The following is a 14,729-nucleotide window of genomic DNA, read 5'->3' as shown; positions in this document are numbered from 1 at the left end:
AGCAAAACGATTACTCACAGCAGAACCGGGGCGATATGCCGACCCATAGCGAGACCAGAAAACTGCCCTACACGGCGCAACAGATGTACGACCTGGTGGCCGATGTCGCGAGCTACCCCAAGTTTCTGCCCTGGTGCGCTGCGGCTCGTATCCGAAAGGTCACCCCGATGGAAGACCACTCGGTGATGGATGCCGATCTGGTGATCTCCTTCAAGGTCTTCCGGGAGAAGTTCGGCAGCCGCGTCGTGCTCTGGCCGGAAAAGCAGCAGATCGACACCGAGTATCTCGACGGGCCGTTCCGCTACATGAAGTCGAACTGGGCCTTCCGCGATGTGGAAGGGGGCTGCGAGGTCGATTTCTTCGTTGATTTCGAGTTCAAGAATGCCGTTCTGCAGGGCATTATCGGCGTGGTCTTCAACGAGGCGATGCAGCGCATCGTCCGCGCCTTCGAGCGCCGCGCCGCCGAACTCTACAGCTGAGACCCCGCCCGGGGCGCCTAGTGCGTCTCGACCACGGCCAGCACCATCATCAGCGCATGTTCAACGCTCTTGGCGCGCACGTTGGCGCGGCCGAGCGCGCCGAATTCCACCGTTTCCGCCCGGGTGTCCCGTGCCGTGGCGATGCCGAAGCAGACGCGGCCCTCGGGCTTGAACTCCGATCCGCCGGGGCCGGCGATCCCGGTGGTGGATACTGCGATATCGGCGCCGGTGGCGCTGCGGGCCCCCTCTGCCATCTGTCGCGCGACCTCTTCGGATACCGCGCCATGGGCCGCCAGCGTCGCCTCCTCTACCCCCAGCAGGGCCATCTTGACCCCATTGGAGTAGGACACGACGCCGCCCAGAACCACGTCGGAAGAGCCCGCAATATCCGTCAGCGCTGCGGCCACCAGGCCTCCGGTGCAACTTTCTGCGGTGGCCAGCGTCATCCCGGCCGCGCGACAGGCGGCGAGGGTGGCTTCTGCCAGTCCGGGGTCGGCTTCGGGGCGGTCGGTCATGTCGGCCTCCGTGGCTTGGGCTGGGTCAGGTCAGGAACATGATCGCGTGGCCGATGGCCGCGGCGATCACCACGACCACGGCCGCCAGGGCCCCGGCAACCAGGTCATCTGCCATCACGCCTGTCGCGCCCTTGCGGCGGTCCATACGGCCCACCCACCAGGGCTTGCGGATGTCGAAGAAGCGGAAGGCGAGGAAGGCCACGATCCAGCCGGGATAGAGGCGGAGCACGTCGGCCCCCATCATGTCGGCGCCCAGGATCACCGGCAGCAGGGCGATCCACTGGCCGGCCAGTTCATCCACCACGATCTCGCCAGGGTCCTTCTCGGCCTGTCCGGCGATCTCCTGCTTGGTGGCCCACCAGCCGAGCAGGGTGATCACGACGAGCAGCACGATGAAGAGCCAGGCGCCGCCGATCAGGTTGACCAGCCAGGCCAGTGGCAGCGCCACGAGCGATCCCCAGGTGCCGGGCGCGGGCTTCAGGTGGCCGACGCCGCCCACGGTGGCGATCATGTGTGTCAGGGCGGTGCCGCTCTTCGGAGTGTTTTCTGCGGTCATGCGCTCACCAGCGTCGCGGTCGCAATCGCCGCGATCCCTTCTTCTCTGCCCGTGAAGCCCAGCTTCTCGGAGGTTGTGGCCTTGATCGACACGCGGTCCGCGGGCAGGCCCATGATCTCTCCCATGCGGGCCTGCATGGCGGCGGCATGGGGGCCGACCTTTGGGCGCTCGCAGATCAGCGTGCAGTCGATGTTGGAGATACGGTAGCCCTTCGACCGGGCGAGTTCCACCGCGTGACGCAGAAAGATATGGCTCTCGGCGCCTTTCCACTGCGGATCGGACGGCGGGAAATGCCGTCCGATGTCGCCCTCGGCCAGGGCGCCATAGATCGCGTCGGTGACGGCATGCATGCCGACATCGGCATCGGAATGGCCCTTAAGTGCCTTGTCGTGCGGTACCTTGATGCCGCAGAGCCAGCAGCCGTCGCCTGGCTCGAAGGCGTGCACGTCATAGCCATTGCCCAGTCTTACATCCATGTGATCTTTCCGGTTCTTCAGGATCTGCTCTGCCCGGGCAAAATCGCCGGGCAGGGTGATTTTCAGGTTGTCTTCGCTTCCGGGCGTGATGGCAACCGTGATCCCGGCGGTGCGGGCCACTTCCACGTCGTCGGCGGCCCCGCCGGGGTGGGCGGCATGGGCGGCAATCAGTGGCTGCAGGCGAAAGCCCTGCGGCGTCTGGGCCCGGAACAGGCCCTCGCGCGGCTGTACGCCCGCGACGGTGCCGTTCTCGCCGCGCCACAGCGCGTCCGTTACCGCCAGGCCGGGTGCGGCGGCCTGCGCACCCGCCTGGAGGGCGGCGCGCACGGCGGCGATCACATCCGCAGGCACACAGGGGCGGGCGACATCGTGGATCAGCACGTTCTCGACCTGCGCCGGATCGAGCGCGGCAAGGCCCGCGCGCACCGAGGCATCGCGGGTGGCACCGCCGGCCACACGGATGACGTCTTGGGGCAGGCCCGGGGTCTCCATGTCATCGGGATGCAGCACCAGCACGACGGGCGAGAGGCCCGCGGCGCGGATCGCCGCGAGCGTCCAGTCGGCCACCCGCCGCCCGGCCAGCGGCTGCCATTGTTTCGGCTGGTCCCCTCCGGCCCGTGTGCCGCGCCCCGCGGCGACGATGATGGCGGCGTCGCTCATTTCGCACTTCCTTCTGCTGCACGGCCTGCAATAGGGTGTCTGCAAGGTCAGGGCAATCTGCCGCGCTCCGCGTGTGTGCCTAAAAAACGGGCGACGGGAACTCTTCGCCCCCCTGATTTCGACCAGATTTGTTGTTTCCACTCCAGCTTCGGTCTATCCGATAGGCTGATGCTCAAGGATTAGGCATGTTCCTTTCGACTCTGTTTGATAAAGCTGCACCGTCGGTCTGCCTTGCACCCCTTGCGGGAATTACCGACAGGCCCTTCCGGGATCTGGTGACGCGTTTCGGCGCGGATCTGGTTGTCAGCGAGATGGTTGCGAGCCAGGAGATGGTACAGGCCAAGCCCGGCGTGCGCGAAAAGGCAGAGCTCGGCTTTGGCGCCGACAGGACTTCGGTGCAACTGGCCGGGCGCGATGCCTACTGGATCGCCGAAGCGGCGCGCCAGGTCGAAGGGCAGGGCGCCGCCGTCATCGACATCAACATGGGCTGCCCTGCCAAGAAGGTCGTGGGCGGGCTCTCCGGCTCGGCGCTGATGCGCGATCTCGATCATGCGCTGACGCTGATCGAGGCGGTGGCAGATGCGGTCGAGGTGCCGGTCACCCTGAAGACGCGCCTGGGTTGGGACGACAGCACGCTGAACGCACCGGAGCTGGCCAGGCGGGCCGAGGGGGCCGGGGTACAGATGCTGGTCATCCATGGCCGCACGCGCTGTCAGTTCTACAAGGGCAATGCCGACTGGGCCGCGATCGGCGCGGTGAAGCAGGCGGTCTCGATCCCCGTGGTCGCCAACGGCGACATCACCGATGCCGGGAGCGCGGCCGAGGCGCTGCGCTTGTCCGGGGCGGATGGCGTGATGATCGGGCGTGGCGCGCAGGGGCGGCCCTGGCTGCTGGCACAGGTTTCGGCGGCGCTGGCCGGACGCAGGGTGCCGGAGGCGCCTGATGCCGGCGAGTTCGTCGCCATGGTGGAGGATCACTACGAACGCATGCTCGGCTTTTACGGGCGTGACCTGGGGCTGCGCGTGTCGCGCAAGCACCTGGGCTGGTACATGGATACGGCGGCAACCGGTGGCGCCCTGCGCGGGCGCATCCTGCGGGCCACGGATCCCGAGGAGGTACAGGCCCTGCTGCCGGAGGCTCTGGCGGCGGGACCCGGCAATGACAAGCAACCGGAGGCGGCAGCTGCATGAACACGCAGGTCATAGATTTGGAATCCGAAGAGGCACAGGCGGCCATCGCGGAACTGGAGGAGAGCCAGGTCTGGGCCTCGCTGCCGGTGCCTGCGCTGATGCTCGACCCGACGGATTCCATCGTCTCGATCAACTCGGCCGCAGAGGGGTTCCTGAATACCTCGGCCAAGTCGATCCGGGGCCAGAAGGTCTGGGAGCGGGTGATGATCGACAGCCCGCTGGAAGAGGCCTTCCAGCGGGCACGGGAAACCGCGTCGCCGCTCTTCGTAAATGATGTCGACGTGGGCACCGGCGAGCGGGCCCCGCTGCACTGCAACCTGCAGATCGCGCCGCTGAACGACCGGCCCGGCTACATGATCTTCCTGATCTCGCCACGGGAGCTGGCCGGGCGGATGACCCAGGACCACAGCGTGAAATCGGCGGCGAAATCGGCCATCGGCATGGCCGAGATGCTGGCCCACGAGATCAAGAACCCGCTGGCCGGGATCACCGGGGCCGCCCAGCTGCTGTCGATGAACCTGAACGCCGAAGACCGGGAGCTGACCGACCTGATCGTGGCCGAGAGCCGGCGGATCGTGAAGCTGCTGGAGCAGGTCGAGCAATTCGGCAACCTGACGATGCCCGACCTGAAGCCGGTGAACCTGCACGACGTGCTGGACCGCGCACGGCGTTCGGCGCTGCTGGGCTTTGGCGCCAGCATGAAGATCGTCGAGGATTACGATCCCTCGCTGCCGCTGGCCCACGGCGACCCGGACCAGCTGCTGCAGGTGATCCTGAACCTGCTGAAGAACGCGGCCCAGGCAGCAGGCCCCGGCGGCGGGCGGATCCGCCTGCACACCTATTTCGAGCACAGCTTCCGGCTGCGCCGCGCGGACGGCAAGGGGCGCTCCCTGCCGCTGCAGATCGAGATCGAGGATGATGGCCCGGGCCTGCCCGAGGACATCGCCGCAGATATCTTCGACCCCTTCGTGTCGGGTCGGGAAAACGGCACTGGGCTTGGCCTGGCGCTGGTGAGCAAGATCATCTCGGATCACGAGGGATGGATTTCCGTCACTTCGGTTCCGGGCAAGACCGTGTTCCGCATTTCACTGCCGCGGGCGCCCAAGGAAATACTCGAAGAGGAGACTGACTGATGGACGGCACTGTCCTCGTCGCTGACGACGATCGCACTATCCGCACGGTTCTGACCCAGGCGCTGACCCGCGCCGGCTGCAAGGTGCATGCCACCTCCTCGCTGACGACGCTGATGCGTTGGGTGGGCGAGGGCAAGGGTGACGTGGTCATCTCCGACGTCATGATGCCCGACGGCAATGGCCTCGAGATGCTGCCGAAGATCAGCCAGGACCGGCCCGGCCTGCCTGTCATCGTGATCTCGGCGCAGAACACGATCATGACCGCCATTCAGGCGGCCGAGGCCGAGGCCTATGATTACCTGCCAAAGCCCTTCGACCTGCCGGACCTGATGAAGCGCACGGCGCGGGCCCTGGAACAGCGCCAGCGCGCGCCCTCCAAGGAAAACAAGGTCGAGGAAAAGGAACGCCCCGACGAGCTGCCCCTGGTGGGCCGCACGCCGGCGATGCAGGCGCTCTATCGGCTGGTTGCGCGGGTGATGAACACCGATCTGCCGGTACTGATCGCAGGCGAGAGCGGGACCGGCAAGAGCCTGATTGCCAAGGCGATCCACGATTTCAGCGATCGCCGCAACCTGCCGTTCGTGGCCGTTTCGGCCAGCGACCTGCAGGACCTGGAAGGCCCGGCGCGGGTTCTGGCCCGGGCCAAGGGCGGCACGGTGCTCTTTGACGAGATCGCCGATATCGACCAGGAGGTGCAGGCCCGCATCGTGCGCATGATGGACGGTCCCACCGACATGCTGCCGCGCTTCATGGCCACGTCGCAGACCGATCTGAACCGCGCCATGGAAGACGGCGACCTGCGCCAGGACCTGTTCTATCGGCTGACCGGTGCCACGATCAACGTTCCGGCCCTGCGCGAGCGCGTCGACGACATCCCGCTGCTGGTGGACCACTTCCTGCAGCGCGCCGAGCGCGAGGGTGCGATGCGCCGCTACCTGGCCGAGGATGCGCTCGAGATGATGCGCACCTACAGCTGGCCCGGCAACGTCCGGCAGCTGGAAAACGCCATCCGGCGCCTGGTTCTGACGGCGCGTACCGACGAGATCAGCCGCGCCGAGGTCGAGGCCGTTCTGGGCAACCAGCCCGAGACCGAGCCGCTGCTGGGCGGGCAGGGCGACACCGAGAAGCTCTCGGGTTCCGTTGCGCGTCACCTGCGCCGCTATTTCGACCTGCACGGGAACATGCTTCCGCCGCCGGGCCTCTATGCCCGCATCCTGAAGGAAGTGGAGCTGCCCCTGATCGAGATCGCCCTGGAGGCGACGGGCGGAAATCAGGCAAAATGTGCCGATCTGCTCGGGATCAACCGCAATACTTTGCGCAAGAAGATCACCGATCTGGATATTCGCGTGACACGGCGCCGCAAGTTGATGTAAAAACGCCACATAACCGTGGCCGATGGGGGACAGCCCCATGACGAGCCACATGATATGGCGGATGGCCTCGCAAGGGGCCACATCAAGGCGGGGGAAGCCTGTGGCGACCCGGGCACGACAACGAAGCTGGGACCGCGTTCTGCGGCTCCGGCGCATGCGCAAGTTGCAGAACGTGGCTACGCTGGGTCTTGTGATCCTGGGGCCCGTTCTGGTTCTTGCGACCTTTCTGGTCATGGGGCCGCTGGATCAGGGGGCGTCGTCGCTGTCGCTGCGGCTCGTCCTGCTGGCGGACCTTGTCTATATCCTCGCCGTTGCGGCCCTTGTGCTGCAGCGCGTGGCCCGCATGGTGGCCGCGCGGCGTGCCCAGTCGGCAGGATCGCGGCTGCACCTGCGGCTGACCGGCGTTTTCACCCTGATGGCACTGATCCCGACGATCTCTGTCGCCGTCTTTGCCGCGCTGACCATCAATATCGGTCTGGAGGGCTGGTTCTCGGACCGGGTGCGGCAGGTCGTGGGCACTTCGCTCGCCGCGGCCACTGCCTACGAGGACGAGCACCGCGACGACCTGACCGAGGACGCCATGGCGCTCGGCAAGCTGCTGGATGCCAGCCGCGACGCGGCTTTCTACGTGGGCGATGGCGAGTTGCGGCAGGTGTTGACCACCGGCCAGTCGCAGATCCAGCGCGGCTTGCGCGAGGCCTACGTGATTGACGGTGCCGGTGAGATACGTGCCCGTGGCGACCGCTCCTATCTGTTCAATTACGAGGAACCGACCCGCGACCAGATGGACGAGGCCCGGGAAAAGGGCATCTCGATCATCGAGGATTGGGACAACGACGAGTTTCGCGCCTTGGTGGCACTCGACCGGTTCCCGGACCGCTATCTCTATGTCAGCCGGTCGGTGGATGGCGGCATCCTGAACCTTCTCGACGATACCCAGCAGACGGTGCGCCTCTATCAGCAGCTCGAGAACGAGCGGGGCCGGGTGCTCTTCGAGTTCGCTCTGCTCTACCTGGGCTTCGCGGTGATCCTGATCCTTGCGGCGATCTGGCTTGGCCTGTGGTTTGCCGAGCGGCTGTCGAAGCCCGTGGGCCGGCTGACCAGCGCGGCCCAACAGGTGGGCTCAGGCAACCTCGATACCCGCGTCTACGAGGAAGCGGGCAACGACGAATTCGCCGAACTCAGCCGCTATTTCAACGCGATGACGCGCGAGCTGAAGCATCAGCGCGAGATGCAGCAGGAGATCACCGACCAGATCGAACAGCGGCGCAGGCTGTTCGATTCCGTGCTCTCCTCTGTCACCTCGGGCGTGGTGGGCCTCGACGCGGAAGGGCGGGTGACCTTCGTCAACCGTTCCGGCGAGCGGCTGCTGGGCTGGAGCGAGGACAAGGAAGAGATGCCGATCAGCGTGGCCGTGCCCGAGTTCGGCCCGCTCTTCACGCATCTGCTGCACAGTCGCGGCGAGGTGGTGCAGGAGGAGATCAAGGTGATGCGCTCCGGCCTGCTGGAAAACCTGCTGGTGCGGATGTCGACACGGCGCAACGAGGAAGGCGAACGCGAAGGCTACGTGGTGGCCTTTGACGATGTGACCGACCTCGTGACCGCACAGCGCATGGCCGCCTGGGGCGACGTGGCGCGGCGCATTGCCCATGAAATCAAGAACCCTCTGACGCCGATCAAGCTGTCGGCCGAGCGGATCCGGCGCAAGTTCGGCCGCCAGCTGGCCGAGGACCAGGCCGGTGATCTGGAGAACCTGACCGACATGATCGTGCGGCAGACCGACGACCTGCGCCGCATTGTCGACGAGTTCTCGAAATTCGCGCGGATGCCCGAGCCGAAAAGGCGCCAGGAGAACCTGACCGGGCTGGTGCGCGATGCGGTGCTGCTGCAGGAGAGCGGGCAGCCCGAGGTAAGCTTTGGCGTCGATCTGCCGGATGAGGTTCTGCCGGCGGACCTGGATGCGACGATGATCCACCAGGCGCTGACGAACCTGATCAAGAATGCCGGCGAGGCCACCGAGACGCTGCGGGAACGTGGCGCCCCCGAGGGCTACAGGCCGGAAATCCGCATCGCGCTTGCGGTGGACCGCGAGGGCGCAGTGCCCGAGGCGGTGATCCGCATCGCGGACAACGGGGTGGGCCTTCCGGCGGATCGGACGCGCCTGTTCGAACCCTATGTGACGACACGGGAAAAAGGCACCGGGCTGGGCCTGCCGATCGTCAAGAAGATCATCGAGGAGCATGGTGGGACACTTGCTCTGGAAGATGCGCCGGCCTTTGACGGCAGCGAGAGGGTCGGGGCCATGGCCGTGATCCGGCTGCCGCTGAAACCGTGCACCAACGACAAGAACTGACGAGGGCAGACATGAGCGATATTCTGATTGTTGATGACGAGCGAGATATCCGCGAGTTGATCTCCGACATCCTGATCGACGAGGGGTTCAGCACGCGGCTGGCCGGAAACTCCGACGAATGCATGGGGCAGATCGCCTCGGATGCGCCGGCGCTGATGATCCTGGATATCTGGTTGAAGGACAGCCAGATGGACGGGATCGACATTCTGAAGACCGTGAAGCGCGACAACCCCGATATTCCGATCATCATCATTTCGGGGCATGGCAACATCGAGATCGCCGTGGCGGCGATCAAGCAGGGCGCCTATGACTTTATCGAAAAGCCCTTCAATATCGACCAGTTGCTGGTGGTCATCCGGCGCGCGATGGAGACGAGCCGCCTGCGCCGCGAGAACAGCCAGCTGAAGAAACGCGATGGCCAGGTGGCCGAGATGATCGGGCAGTCCGCCAGCTATCGCGCGATGATCTCGCAGCTGGACAAGATCACCAAGTCGAACGGCCGGGTCATGTTTACCGGCCCCTCGGGTAGCGGCAAGGAGAGCGCGGCGCGCTATGTCCATGCCAATTCGCTGCGCGCAGACGAACCCTTCGTGGTGGTCAGCTGTGCCCAGATCGAGGCGGACCGGATGGAAGAGGTGCTCTTTGGCCGGGAAAGCGGCGAGCGCGGGATCGAGCCGGGGCTTCTGGAACAGGCCCACGGCGGGGTGATCTATTTCGACGAGGTGGCCGACATGCCCCTCGGCACGCAATCCAAGATCCTGCGGGTGCTGGTGGATCAGCAGTTCCTGCGCGTTGGCGGCAGCGACAAGGTCAAGGTCGACCTGCGGGTGCTGTCCTCGACCAGCCGCAACCTGGAGGACGAGATCGCCGCGGGCCGGTTCCGCGAGGAGCTCTATCACCGGCTGAACGTGGTGCCGGTGGCGGTGCCCTCGCTGGCCGAACGGCGCGAGGACATCCCGCTGCTGGCCGAGCATTTCACCGATGTGCTGCACAGCTCTCAGGGGCTGCCGAAACGGGCCCTTTCGGAAGAGGCCGCGGCGCTGCTTCAGACCATGTCCTGGCCCGGCAACGTGCGCCAGCTGCGCAACATGATCGAGCGGATCCTGATCCTGGGCGATGGCACCGAGGAGATCACGGTGCGCGAAGTGCCCAGCGAGGAAGACCGCGCCGCCGATGGCGAGGGACGGGTGGTGCTCTCCGGTTCGCTGGCGATGCTGCCGCTGCGCGAGGCCCGCGAGGCCTTCGAACGGGAATACCTGCTGACCCAGATCAACCGTTTCGGTGGCAATATCTCGAAGACGGCGCAGTTCGTGGGCATGGAGCGCTCGGCGCTGCACCGCAAGCTGAAGTCGCTGAACGTGGTGACGACGAACCGCGCCGGCGGCCGGATTGCCCGCATCGAGGACGAGGACATGGAAGACGAGCATGTGACCACCGCGGCGGAATAACCCCTTGGTGTCGGGCGGTTGGCCCTAGCGCGTCAGGCGCAGGGCGCCGTCCTCGATCTCGATCTTGGAGAACCGGCTGAGGTAGGACATGCCCAGCAGTGGCATGAAGAGATCACCGTCGTTGACCGAGGCGCGCACGTTGCGGTCGACCACCGGGCCGAGGGCCACGGTATCGAGAACCACCGGCGCGGTACGGACCTTGCCGTTGGCGGTGCCCGCCGAGCCGGAATAGACGAGGCTGTCGAGGTCGATGCCGATGTTTTCGGCGGCCTTCTGGGTCAGCACCATGTCCGAGGCGCCGGTGTCGACCAGGAAGGGCTGCTTGTGCCCGTTGATTTCAAGCACTGCATAGTAGTGCCCGTCGCGACCCCGGGGCAGGTCGACGGCGGTGCCGTCGGCGCTGATGGTCTGGGCGGGCGCGATCGTCTGGCGGACGTCGTCCCACATGCCGAAGGCTGCGATGACGCCGACGAAGATCAGCGCCCAGAGCACGGCGTGGCGCGCCATCCGCCCGAAATGGGCGCGGTTGGCAACGATGAAATACCCCCCGATGCCGACGAGCATCAGGATCAGGTAGAGGCCTTGTCCGAGGTCAGATCCGTTCATGAGACAGATATAAGCACAGGGCAGAGCGCTGTCACCCGGAAGGCGTGGAACGCTTGCGTGAGCGTCACGTCAGCCCGCAACTGCCTGAGAGGCAAAGCCGAATGCCTTGAGGCCGTCGAGGACGAACTGCACCGAGAGCGCGGCGAGCAGCATGCCGAGCAGCCGGGTGACCACGTTGATGCCGGTGCGGCCCAGGAGCCGCTCGAGCGGGCCGGCAGTGAGCAGGAAGACGAAGACGACACCGAGCACCAGGGCGGTGACGCCGATTGCCAGGGCGATGCCCGCAAATCCCGGCTGTTGGCCCGCGAGGAGGATCACCGTGGCGATTGCGCCCGGGCCGGCAATGAGCGGGATGGCCATGGGAAAGACAGAAGGGTCATGCCCCTCGTCGTATTCCGCCTCGGCCCCTTCGGACTGGTTCTCGCGCCGTTTCGTGCGGCGTTCGAAGAGCATGTCGAGCGCGGTGAGGAACAGCAGGAGCCCGCCCGCGATGCGGAAGGCGGGCATGGAAATGCCGACGAAGCCCAGCACCTGTTCACCGAAGAAGGTGAAGACGAGCAGGATCAGGAAGGCGATCAGGCAGGCCCGGATCGCGATGACACGGCGTTGTTTCGCCGTTTGCCCCTGTGTGAGAGCGGCAAAGAGCGGTGTCAGCCCGACCGGATCGATGATCACGAAGAGCGTGACGAATGCGGTGATGATAAAGCCCTGTTCCATAAACATGCGTTAACACGCCGCCCGCTACCGGGCGAGGGTTTTGGAACCTGTGGATGCAACGTCAGGGGCAATGCCCTGACGTTGCCTTTTTCAGGGCCTGGGCGGGCGGTCTCAGGCGGCTTCGGGGAGGGCGCCGAAGCGGTAGCTCGAGGCCATAACGCCGCCGAAGATGTTGCTGTCGTGGTAGGTGCGCACGGCCTCGTCCTGTTCCGCCGCGCCGAGGGCGACGAAGAGCGGTACGAGGTGATCCTCGTGGGCGTGACAGACCCGGGCGTAGGGCGCGCTCTCCCAGTCGAGGAGGGCGGCGGTGCGCTTGTCACCGGGCTGGGCCATTGTGTCGGCCAGCCAGGCGTCGAAGGCCTCGGAGGGCTGCTTGGCGGGCGGGCCGAAGAGGCGCAGGTTGTGGAACGACAGGCCCGAGCCGATGATCACCACGCCTTCCTCGCGCAGCGACGCCAGGGCGCGGCCGACGGCGAAGTGCTCCTCGGGGCTGTAGCCATGGCGCAGGGACAACTGATAGATCGGCATGTCGGCATCGGGGTACATGATCCGGGCCGGCACGAAGGTGCCGTGGTCGAACCCCTGTTTGTCGTCGAGGCGCGTTGGCAGGCCGGCGGCCTCCAGCAGCTCTTTCGTGCGCAGGGCAAGGTCCGGGGCGCCGGGGGCGGGGTACTGGATCTTGTAGGTTTCAGGCGGGAAACCGTAGTAGTCATAGACCATCGGCGGCTTGGGCGCGGACATCACCGTATAGCTCTCCGTCTCCCAGTGGCCGGAGACCATGAGGATGGCGCGGGGCTTGTGACCGAGTTCCTTGCCCATCTCGACGAGCGAGGCTTCGAGGTTGACGAAGGCCGCGCGCATGTCGGGGATCCAGGGCCAGGGGCCGCCACCGTGCGAAATGAAGTAAGTGGGCATGAGGCCGGACATTTTTTCCTCCTGTATCGGGGTTAACAGGAAGATAGGCGCTGTCTTGCCAATGGCATAGCCCCCCGTTTCGCACAGGGGGCTACGCAAAAAGGCGCAGGGGGGATCAGGCCGTCAGGCCTCGGCCTTTTCCAGCTTCACGAGGGCGCTTTCCCAGAGCGTTTCGGCCTTGGACATGGCCTCCCGCAGTTCGGCGTACTTGCGGTTCCAGACCTCGAGTTCGCCCACCTTGTCGCTCTCGTAGAGGGCGGGGTCGGCGAGCTTGGAGGAGAGCTTGTCACTCATCTGGTTCAGCTTCTCGACCCGCTCCTCGCATTTGCGGACCTCGGCGCGCAGGGCCAGGATCTCGTCGCGCGAGGCCCGCTTGGGCTTGGGCGCGGGTTTTTCCTTGGCCTGGGACGGCTTTTCCGGCGTCAGCAGCATCTGCCGATAGGCTTCGAGGTCACCCTCGTAGGGGTTCACCCGACCATCCTTGACCAGCCAGAGCCGGTCGGCCACCAGGCTGAGCAGGTGCATGTCGTGGCTGACGAGGATCACCGCGCCGGAATAGGCGGTCAGTGCCTCCACGAGGGCCTCGCGGCTCTCGATGTCGAGGTGGTTGGTCGGTTCGTCGAGGATCAGCATGTGCGGTGCATCGAGCGTGGCCAGAAGCAGCGAGAGCCGCGCCTTCTGACCGCCGGAGAGGCGGCCCACCTCGGTCTCGGCCTGATCGGCGCCGAGGCCGAAGCCCGCGAGCCGCGCGCGCAGCTTCGACTGGTGCTCGCCGGGGCGGGCGCTCTGAAGGTGCTGCAGGGGGGTCTCGTCGACGAAGAGTTCATCGACCTGGTGCTGGGCAAAGAAACCGATGCGGAGCTTGGAGCTGCGCACCATCTTGCCGTCGATCAGGGGCAGCCGGTCCGAGAGCATCTTGGACAGGGTCGACTTGCCCTCGCCATTGCGGCCGAGCAGCGCGATGCGGTCGTCCTGGTCGATGCGCAGGTTCATGCCGCGCAGGATCACCGTCTCGCCATAGCCGGTGCTGGCGCCCTCGACCGAGATGATCGGTGGCGAAAGCTCCTCGGGCTCCGGGAAGGTGAAGACCGTGCGGGCCTCGTCCTCGGGCGCGGTGATCTTCTCCATCTTTTCCAGCATCTTGACGCGCGATTGCGCCTGCTTGGCCTTGCTCGCCTTGGCCTTGAAACGATCGACGAAGGCCTGCAGGTGCTCGCGCTTGGCGCTCTGCTTCTTGGCTGCTGCGGCCTGCAGGGCCCGTTTCTCGGCGCGCTGGCGGGCGAACTGGTCGTAGGGGCCGGTGTAGAGCGTCAGCTTCTTCTGATCGAGATGCAGGATGTGATCGACGGCGCGGTTCAGAAGCCCGCGATCGTGGGAAATGATCAGTACGGTGTGGGGATAGCGCGTGAGATAGCTCTCGAGCCAGAGCGCTCCTTCGAGGTCGAGGTAGTTGGTCGGTTCGTCGAGCAGCAGCAGGTCGGGCTGGGCAAAGAGCACCGCGGCCAGGGCCACGCGCATCCGCCAGCCGCCGGAGAAGGCGGAGCAGGGCATGCGCTGCTCCTCGTCGGTAAAGCCCAGGCCCTTGAGGATCGAGCTGGCGCGGCCCTCGGCGGACCAGGCGTCGATATCGGCCAGGCGGGTCTGGATATCGGCAATGCGGGCGGCATCCTGAGCGGTCTCGGCCTCGGCCAGCAGCTCTGCGCGCTCGATGTCGGCGGCCAGAACGGTGTCGATCAGCGAGACCTCGTTGCCCGGCACCTCCTGAGCGACGCCGCCGATGCGGGCCTTGGACGGTAGCGAGACGGTGCCGCCCTCCAGCGGCAGCTCGCCGCGCAGGATCTTGAACAGCGTCGATTTGCCGGCGCCGTTGCGCCCCACGATCCCAACCTTGTGGCCTTCGGGAATGGTGGCGGAGGCGCCCTCGATGAGGGTGCGGCCGGCGATGGAATAGGTGATATCTTGGATGCGCAACATGGCTGCTCTCTGCCCGAAGCCGGAGGGGCCGTCAATCAGTGTTACCGGGTGCTGACCGGGTGCGCACGCCGTTGCCCGCCGAATCGGCGCGAAAACCCAAGGTTAACAGGGTAAAGCGCCCGAAAATGCCACGTCGGTATCACGTCGGTATCACGTCGGTATCGCGACGGTGCGGATCAGGGAAACTCCCCCCTTTAACGGAGCGCGCGCCCCTCCCGTTCATCTTTCCCGAAAATACGTCGGGGGAGGCCGCAGGCCGGGGGCGGAGCCCCCCGCACCCAAGCCGCCCGCGCACCACCCGCGCTCCAATTGACGGCTTTTCAAACGCCCCCCC

Annotated in this window: 13 protein-coding genes; 6 read left to right on the top strand and 7 right to left on the bottom strand. The window is 66.0% G+C overall.

The window, feature by feature from the left end; all coding sequences use genetic code 11:
• The first annotated feature begins 35 nt into the window (after positions 1 to 35).
• Positions 36 to 479, top strand: a complete 444-nt coding sequence (locus tag AC0WR5_RS10995) for a type II toxin-antitoxin system RatA family toxin (RefSeq protein WP_475863099.1) — start codon at positions 36 to 38, stop codon at positions 477 to 479.
• 17 nt (positions 480 to 496) lie between these two features.
• Here AC0WR5_RS10995 and AC0WR5_RS10990 read toward each other — a convergent pair whose 3' ends face one another.
• The 3 genes from AC0WR5_RS10990 to AC0WR5_RS10980 are packed head-to-tail and all read right to left on the bottom strand — an operon-like array spanning position 497 to position 2,686.
• The gene (locus AC0WR5_RS10990; protein WP_475863097.1) at positions 497 to 994 is read right to left on the bottom strand and encodes a CinA family protein; all 498 of its coding nucleotides are present in this window, start codon (positions 992 to 994) and stop codon (positions 497 to 499) included.
• Positions 995 to 1,019: 25 nt separating this feature from the next.
• Complete coding sequence (locus tag AC0WR5_RS10985) at positions 1,020 to 1,550, bottom strand: phosphatidylglycerophosphatase A family protein (protein WP_475863096.1); 531 nt, start codon at positions 1,548 to 1,550, stop codon at positions 1,020 to 1,022.
• On the bottom strand, positions 1,547 to 2,686 hold the full coding sequence (locus AC0WR5_RS10980) for a bifunctional 2-C-methyl-D-erythritol 4-phosphate cytidylyltransferase/2-C-methyl-D-erythritol 2,4-cyclodiphosphate synthase (RefSeq protein WP_475863094.1): 1,140 nt from the start codon (positions 2,684 to 2,686) through the stop codon (positions 1,547 to 1,549). Before AC0WR5_RS10980 ends, AC0WR5_RS10985 begins: the two co-directional genes overlap by 4 nt.
• Before the next feature lie 185 nt (positions 2,687 to 2,871).
• Here AC0WR5_RS10980 and dusB point away from each other — a divergent pair, with 185 nt between their 5' ends.
• From dusB to ntrX, 5 genes are all read left to right on the top strand, one after another.
• Positions 2,872 to 3,876: a tRNA dihydrouridine synthase DusB gene (dusB, locus tag AC0WR5_RS10975; RefSeq protein WP_475863092.1), complete on the top strand. Its 1,005-nt coding sequence runs from the start codon at positions 2,872 to 2,874 to the stop codon at positions 3,874 to 3,876.
• Entirely contained in the window at positions 3,873 to 5,009 is a 1,137-nt protein-coding gene (locus tag AC0WR5_RS10970; RefSeq protein WP_475863090.1) for a two-component system sensor histidine kinase NtrB, read from the top strand. Before dusB ends, AC0WR5_RS10970 begins: the two co-directional genes overlap by 4 nt.
• Positions 5,009 to 6,382, top strand: a complete 1,374-nt coding sequence (locus tag AC0WR5_RS10965; protein WP_475863088.1) for a response regulator — start codon at positions 5,009 to 5,011, stop codon at positions 6,380 to 6,382. Before AC0WR5_RS10970 ends, AC0WR5_RS10965 begins: the two co-directional genes overlap by 1 nt.
• A gap of 154 nt (positions 6,383 to 6,536) precedes the next feature.
• Complete coding sequence (locus AC0WR5_RS10960) at positions 6,537 to 8,735, top strand: sensor histidine kinase NtrY-like (protein WP_475863086.1); 2,199 nt, start codon at positions 6,537 to 6,539, stop codon at positions 8,733 to 8,735.
• 11 nt (positions 8,736 to 8,746) lie between these two features.
• The gene (gene ntrX, locus AC0WR5_RS10955; protein WP_475863084.1) at positions 8,747 to 10,183 is read left to right on the top strand and encodes a nitrogen assimilation response regulator NtrX; all 1,437 of its coding nucleotides are present in this window, start codon (positions 8,747 to 8,749) and stop codon (positions 10,181 to 10,183) included.
• A gap of 24 nt (positions 10,184 to 10,207) precedes the next feature.
• Here ntrX and AC0WR5_RS10950 read toward each other — a convergent pair whose 3' ends face one another.
• From AC0WR5_RS10950 to AC0WR5_RS10935, 4 genes are all read right to left on the bottom strand, one after another.
• Complete coding sequence (locus tag AC0WR5_RS10950) at positions 10,208 to 10,789, bottom strand: retropepsin-like aspartic protease family protein (RefSeq protein WP_475863082.1); 582 nt, start codon at positions 10,787 to 10,789, stop codon at positions 10,208 to 10,210.
• Positions 10,790 to 10,858: 69 nt separating this feature from the next.
• Positions 10,859 to 11,506 (bottom strand): MarC family protein, encoded by a 648-nt coding sequence (locus AC0WR5_RS10945; protein WP_475868971.1) that lies wholly within the window; start codon positions 11,504 to 11,506, stop codon positions 10,859 to 10,861.
• 111 nt (positions 11,507 to 11,617) lie between these two features.
• Complete coding sequence (locus AC0WR5_RS10940) at positions 11,618 to 12,433, bottom strand: DODA-type extradiol aromatic ring-opening family dioxygenase (protein ID WP_475863081.1); 816 nt, start codon at positions 12,431 to 12,433, stop codon at positions 11,618 to 11,620.
• Between the two features lie 111 nt (positions 12,434 to 12,544).
• The gene (locus tag AC0WR5_RS10935) at positions 12,545 to 14,395 is read right to left on the bottom strand and encodes an ABC-F family ATP-binding cassette domain-containing protein (protein ID WP_475863079.1); all 1,851 of its coding nucleotides are present in this window, start codon (positions 14,393 to 14,395) and stop codon (positions 12,545 to 12,547) included.
• Positions 14,396 to 14,729: the final 334 nt, after the last annotated feature.

It is taken from the genome of Pseudooceanicola sp. DL12 (assembly GCF_056270665.1).
This window is presented reverse-complemented; position numbering and strand designations above follow the sequence as displayed.

Coding starts and splice junctions, on each gene's coding strand:
- AC0WR5_RS10965 (WP_475863088.1), top strand. CDS start 5,009: ATGGACGGCACTGTCCTCGTCGCTGACGACGATCGCACTATCCGCACG.
- AC0WR5_RS10970 (WP_475863090.1), top strand. CDS start 3,873: ATGAACACGCAGGTCATAGATTTGGAATCCGAAGAGGCACAGGCGGCC.
- dusB (WP_475863092.1), top strand. CDS start 2,872: ATGTTCCTTTCGACTCTGTTTGATAAAGCTGCACCGTCGGTCTGCCTT.
- AC0WR5_RS10960 (WP_475863086.1), top strand. CDS start 6,537: ATGCGCAAGTTGCAGAACGTGGCTACGCTGGGTCTTGTGATCCTGGGG.
- ntrX (WP_475863084.1), top strand. CDS start 8,747: ATGAGCGATATTCTGATTGTTGATGACGAGCGAGATATCCGCGAGTTG.
- AC0WR5_RS10935 (WP_475863079.1), bottom strand. CDS start 14,395: ATGTTGCGCATCCAAGATATCACCTATTCCATCGCCGGCCGCACCCTC.
- AC0WR5_RS10940 (WP_475863081.1), bottom strand. CDS start 12,433: ATGTCCGGCCTCATGCCCACTTACTTCATTTCGCACGGTGGCGGCCCC.
- AC0WR5_RS10950 (WP_475863082.1), bottom strand. CDS start 10,789: ATGAACGGATCTGACCTCGGACAAGGCCTCTACCTGATCCTGATGCTC.
- AC0WR5_RS10995 (WP_475863099.1), top strand. CDS start 36: ATGCCGACCCATAGCGAGACCAGAAAACTGCCCTACACGGCGCAACAG.
- AC0WR5_RS10945 (WP_475868971.1), bottom strand. CDS start 11,506: ATGGAACAGGGCTTTATCATCACCGCATTCGTCACGCTCTTCGTGATC.
- AC0WR5_RS10985 (WP_475863096.1), bottom strand. CDS start 1,550: ATGACCGCAGAAAACACTCCGAAGAGCGGCACCGCCCTGACACACATG.
- AC0WR5_RS10980 (WP_475863094.1), bottom strand. CDS start 2,686: ATGAGCGACGCCGCCATCATCGTCGCCGCGGGGCGCGGCACACGGGCC.
- AC0WR5_RS10990 (WP_475863097.1), bottom strand. CDS start 994: ATGACCGACCGCCCCGAAGCCGACCCCGGACTGGCAGAAGCCACCCTC.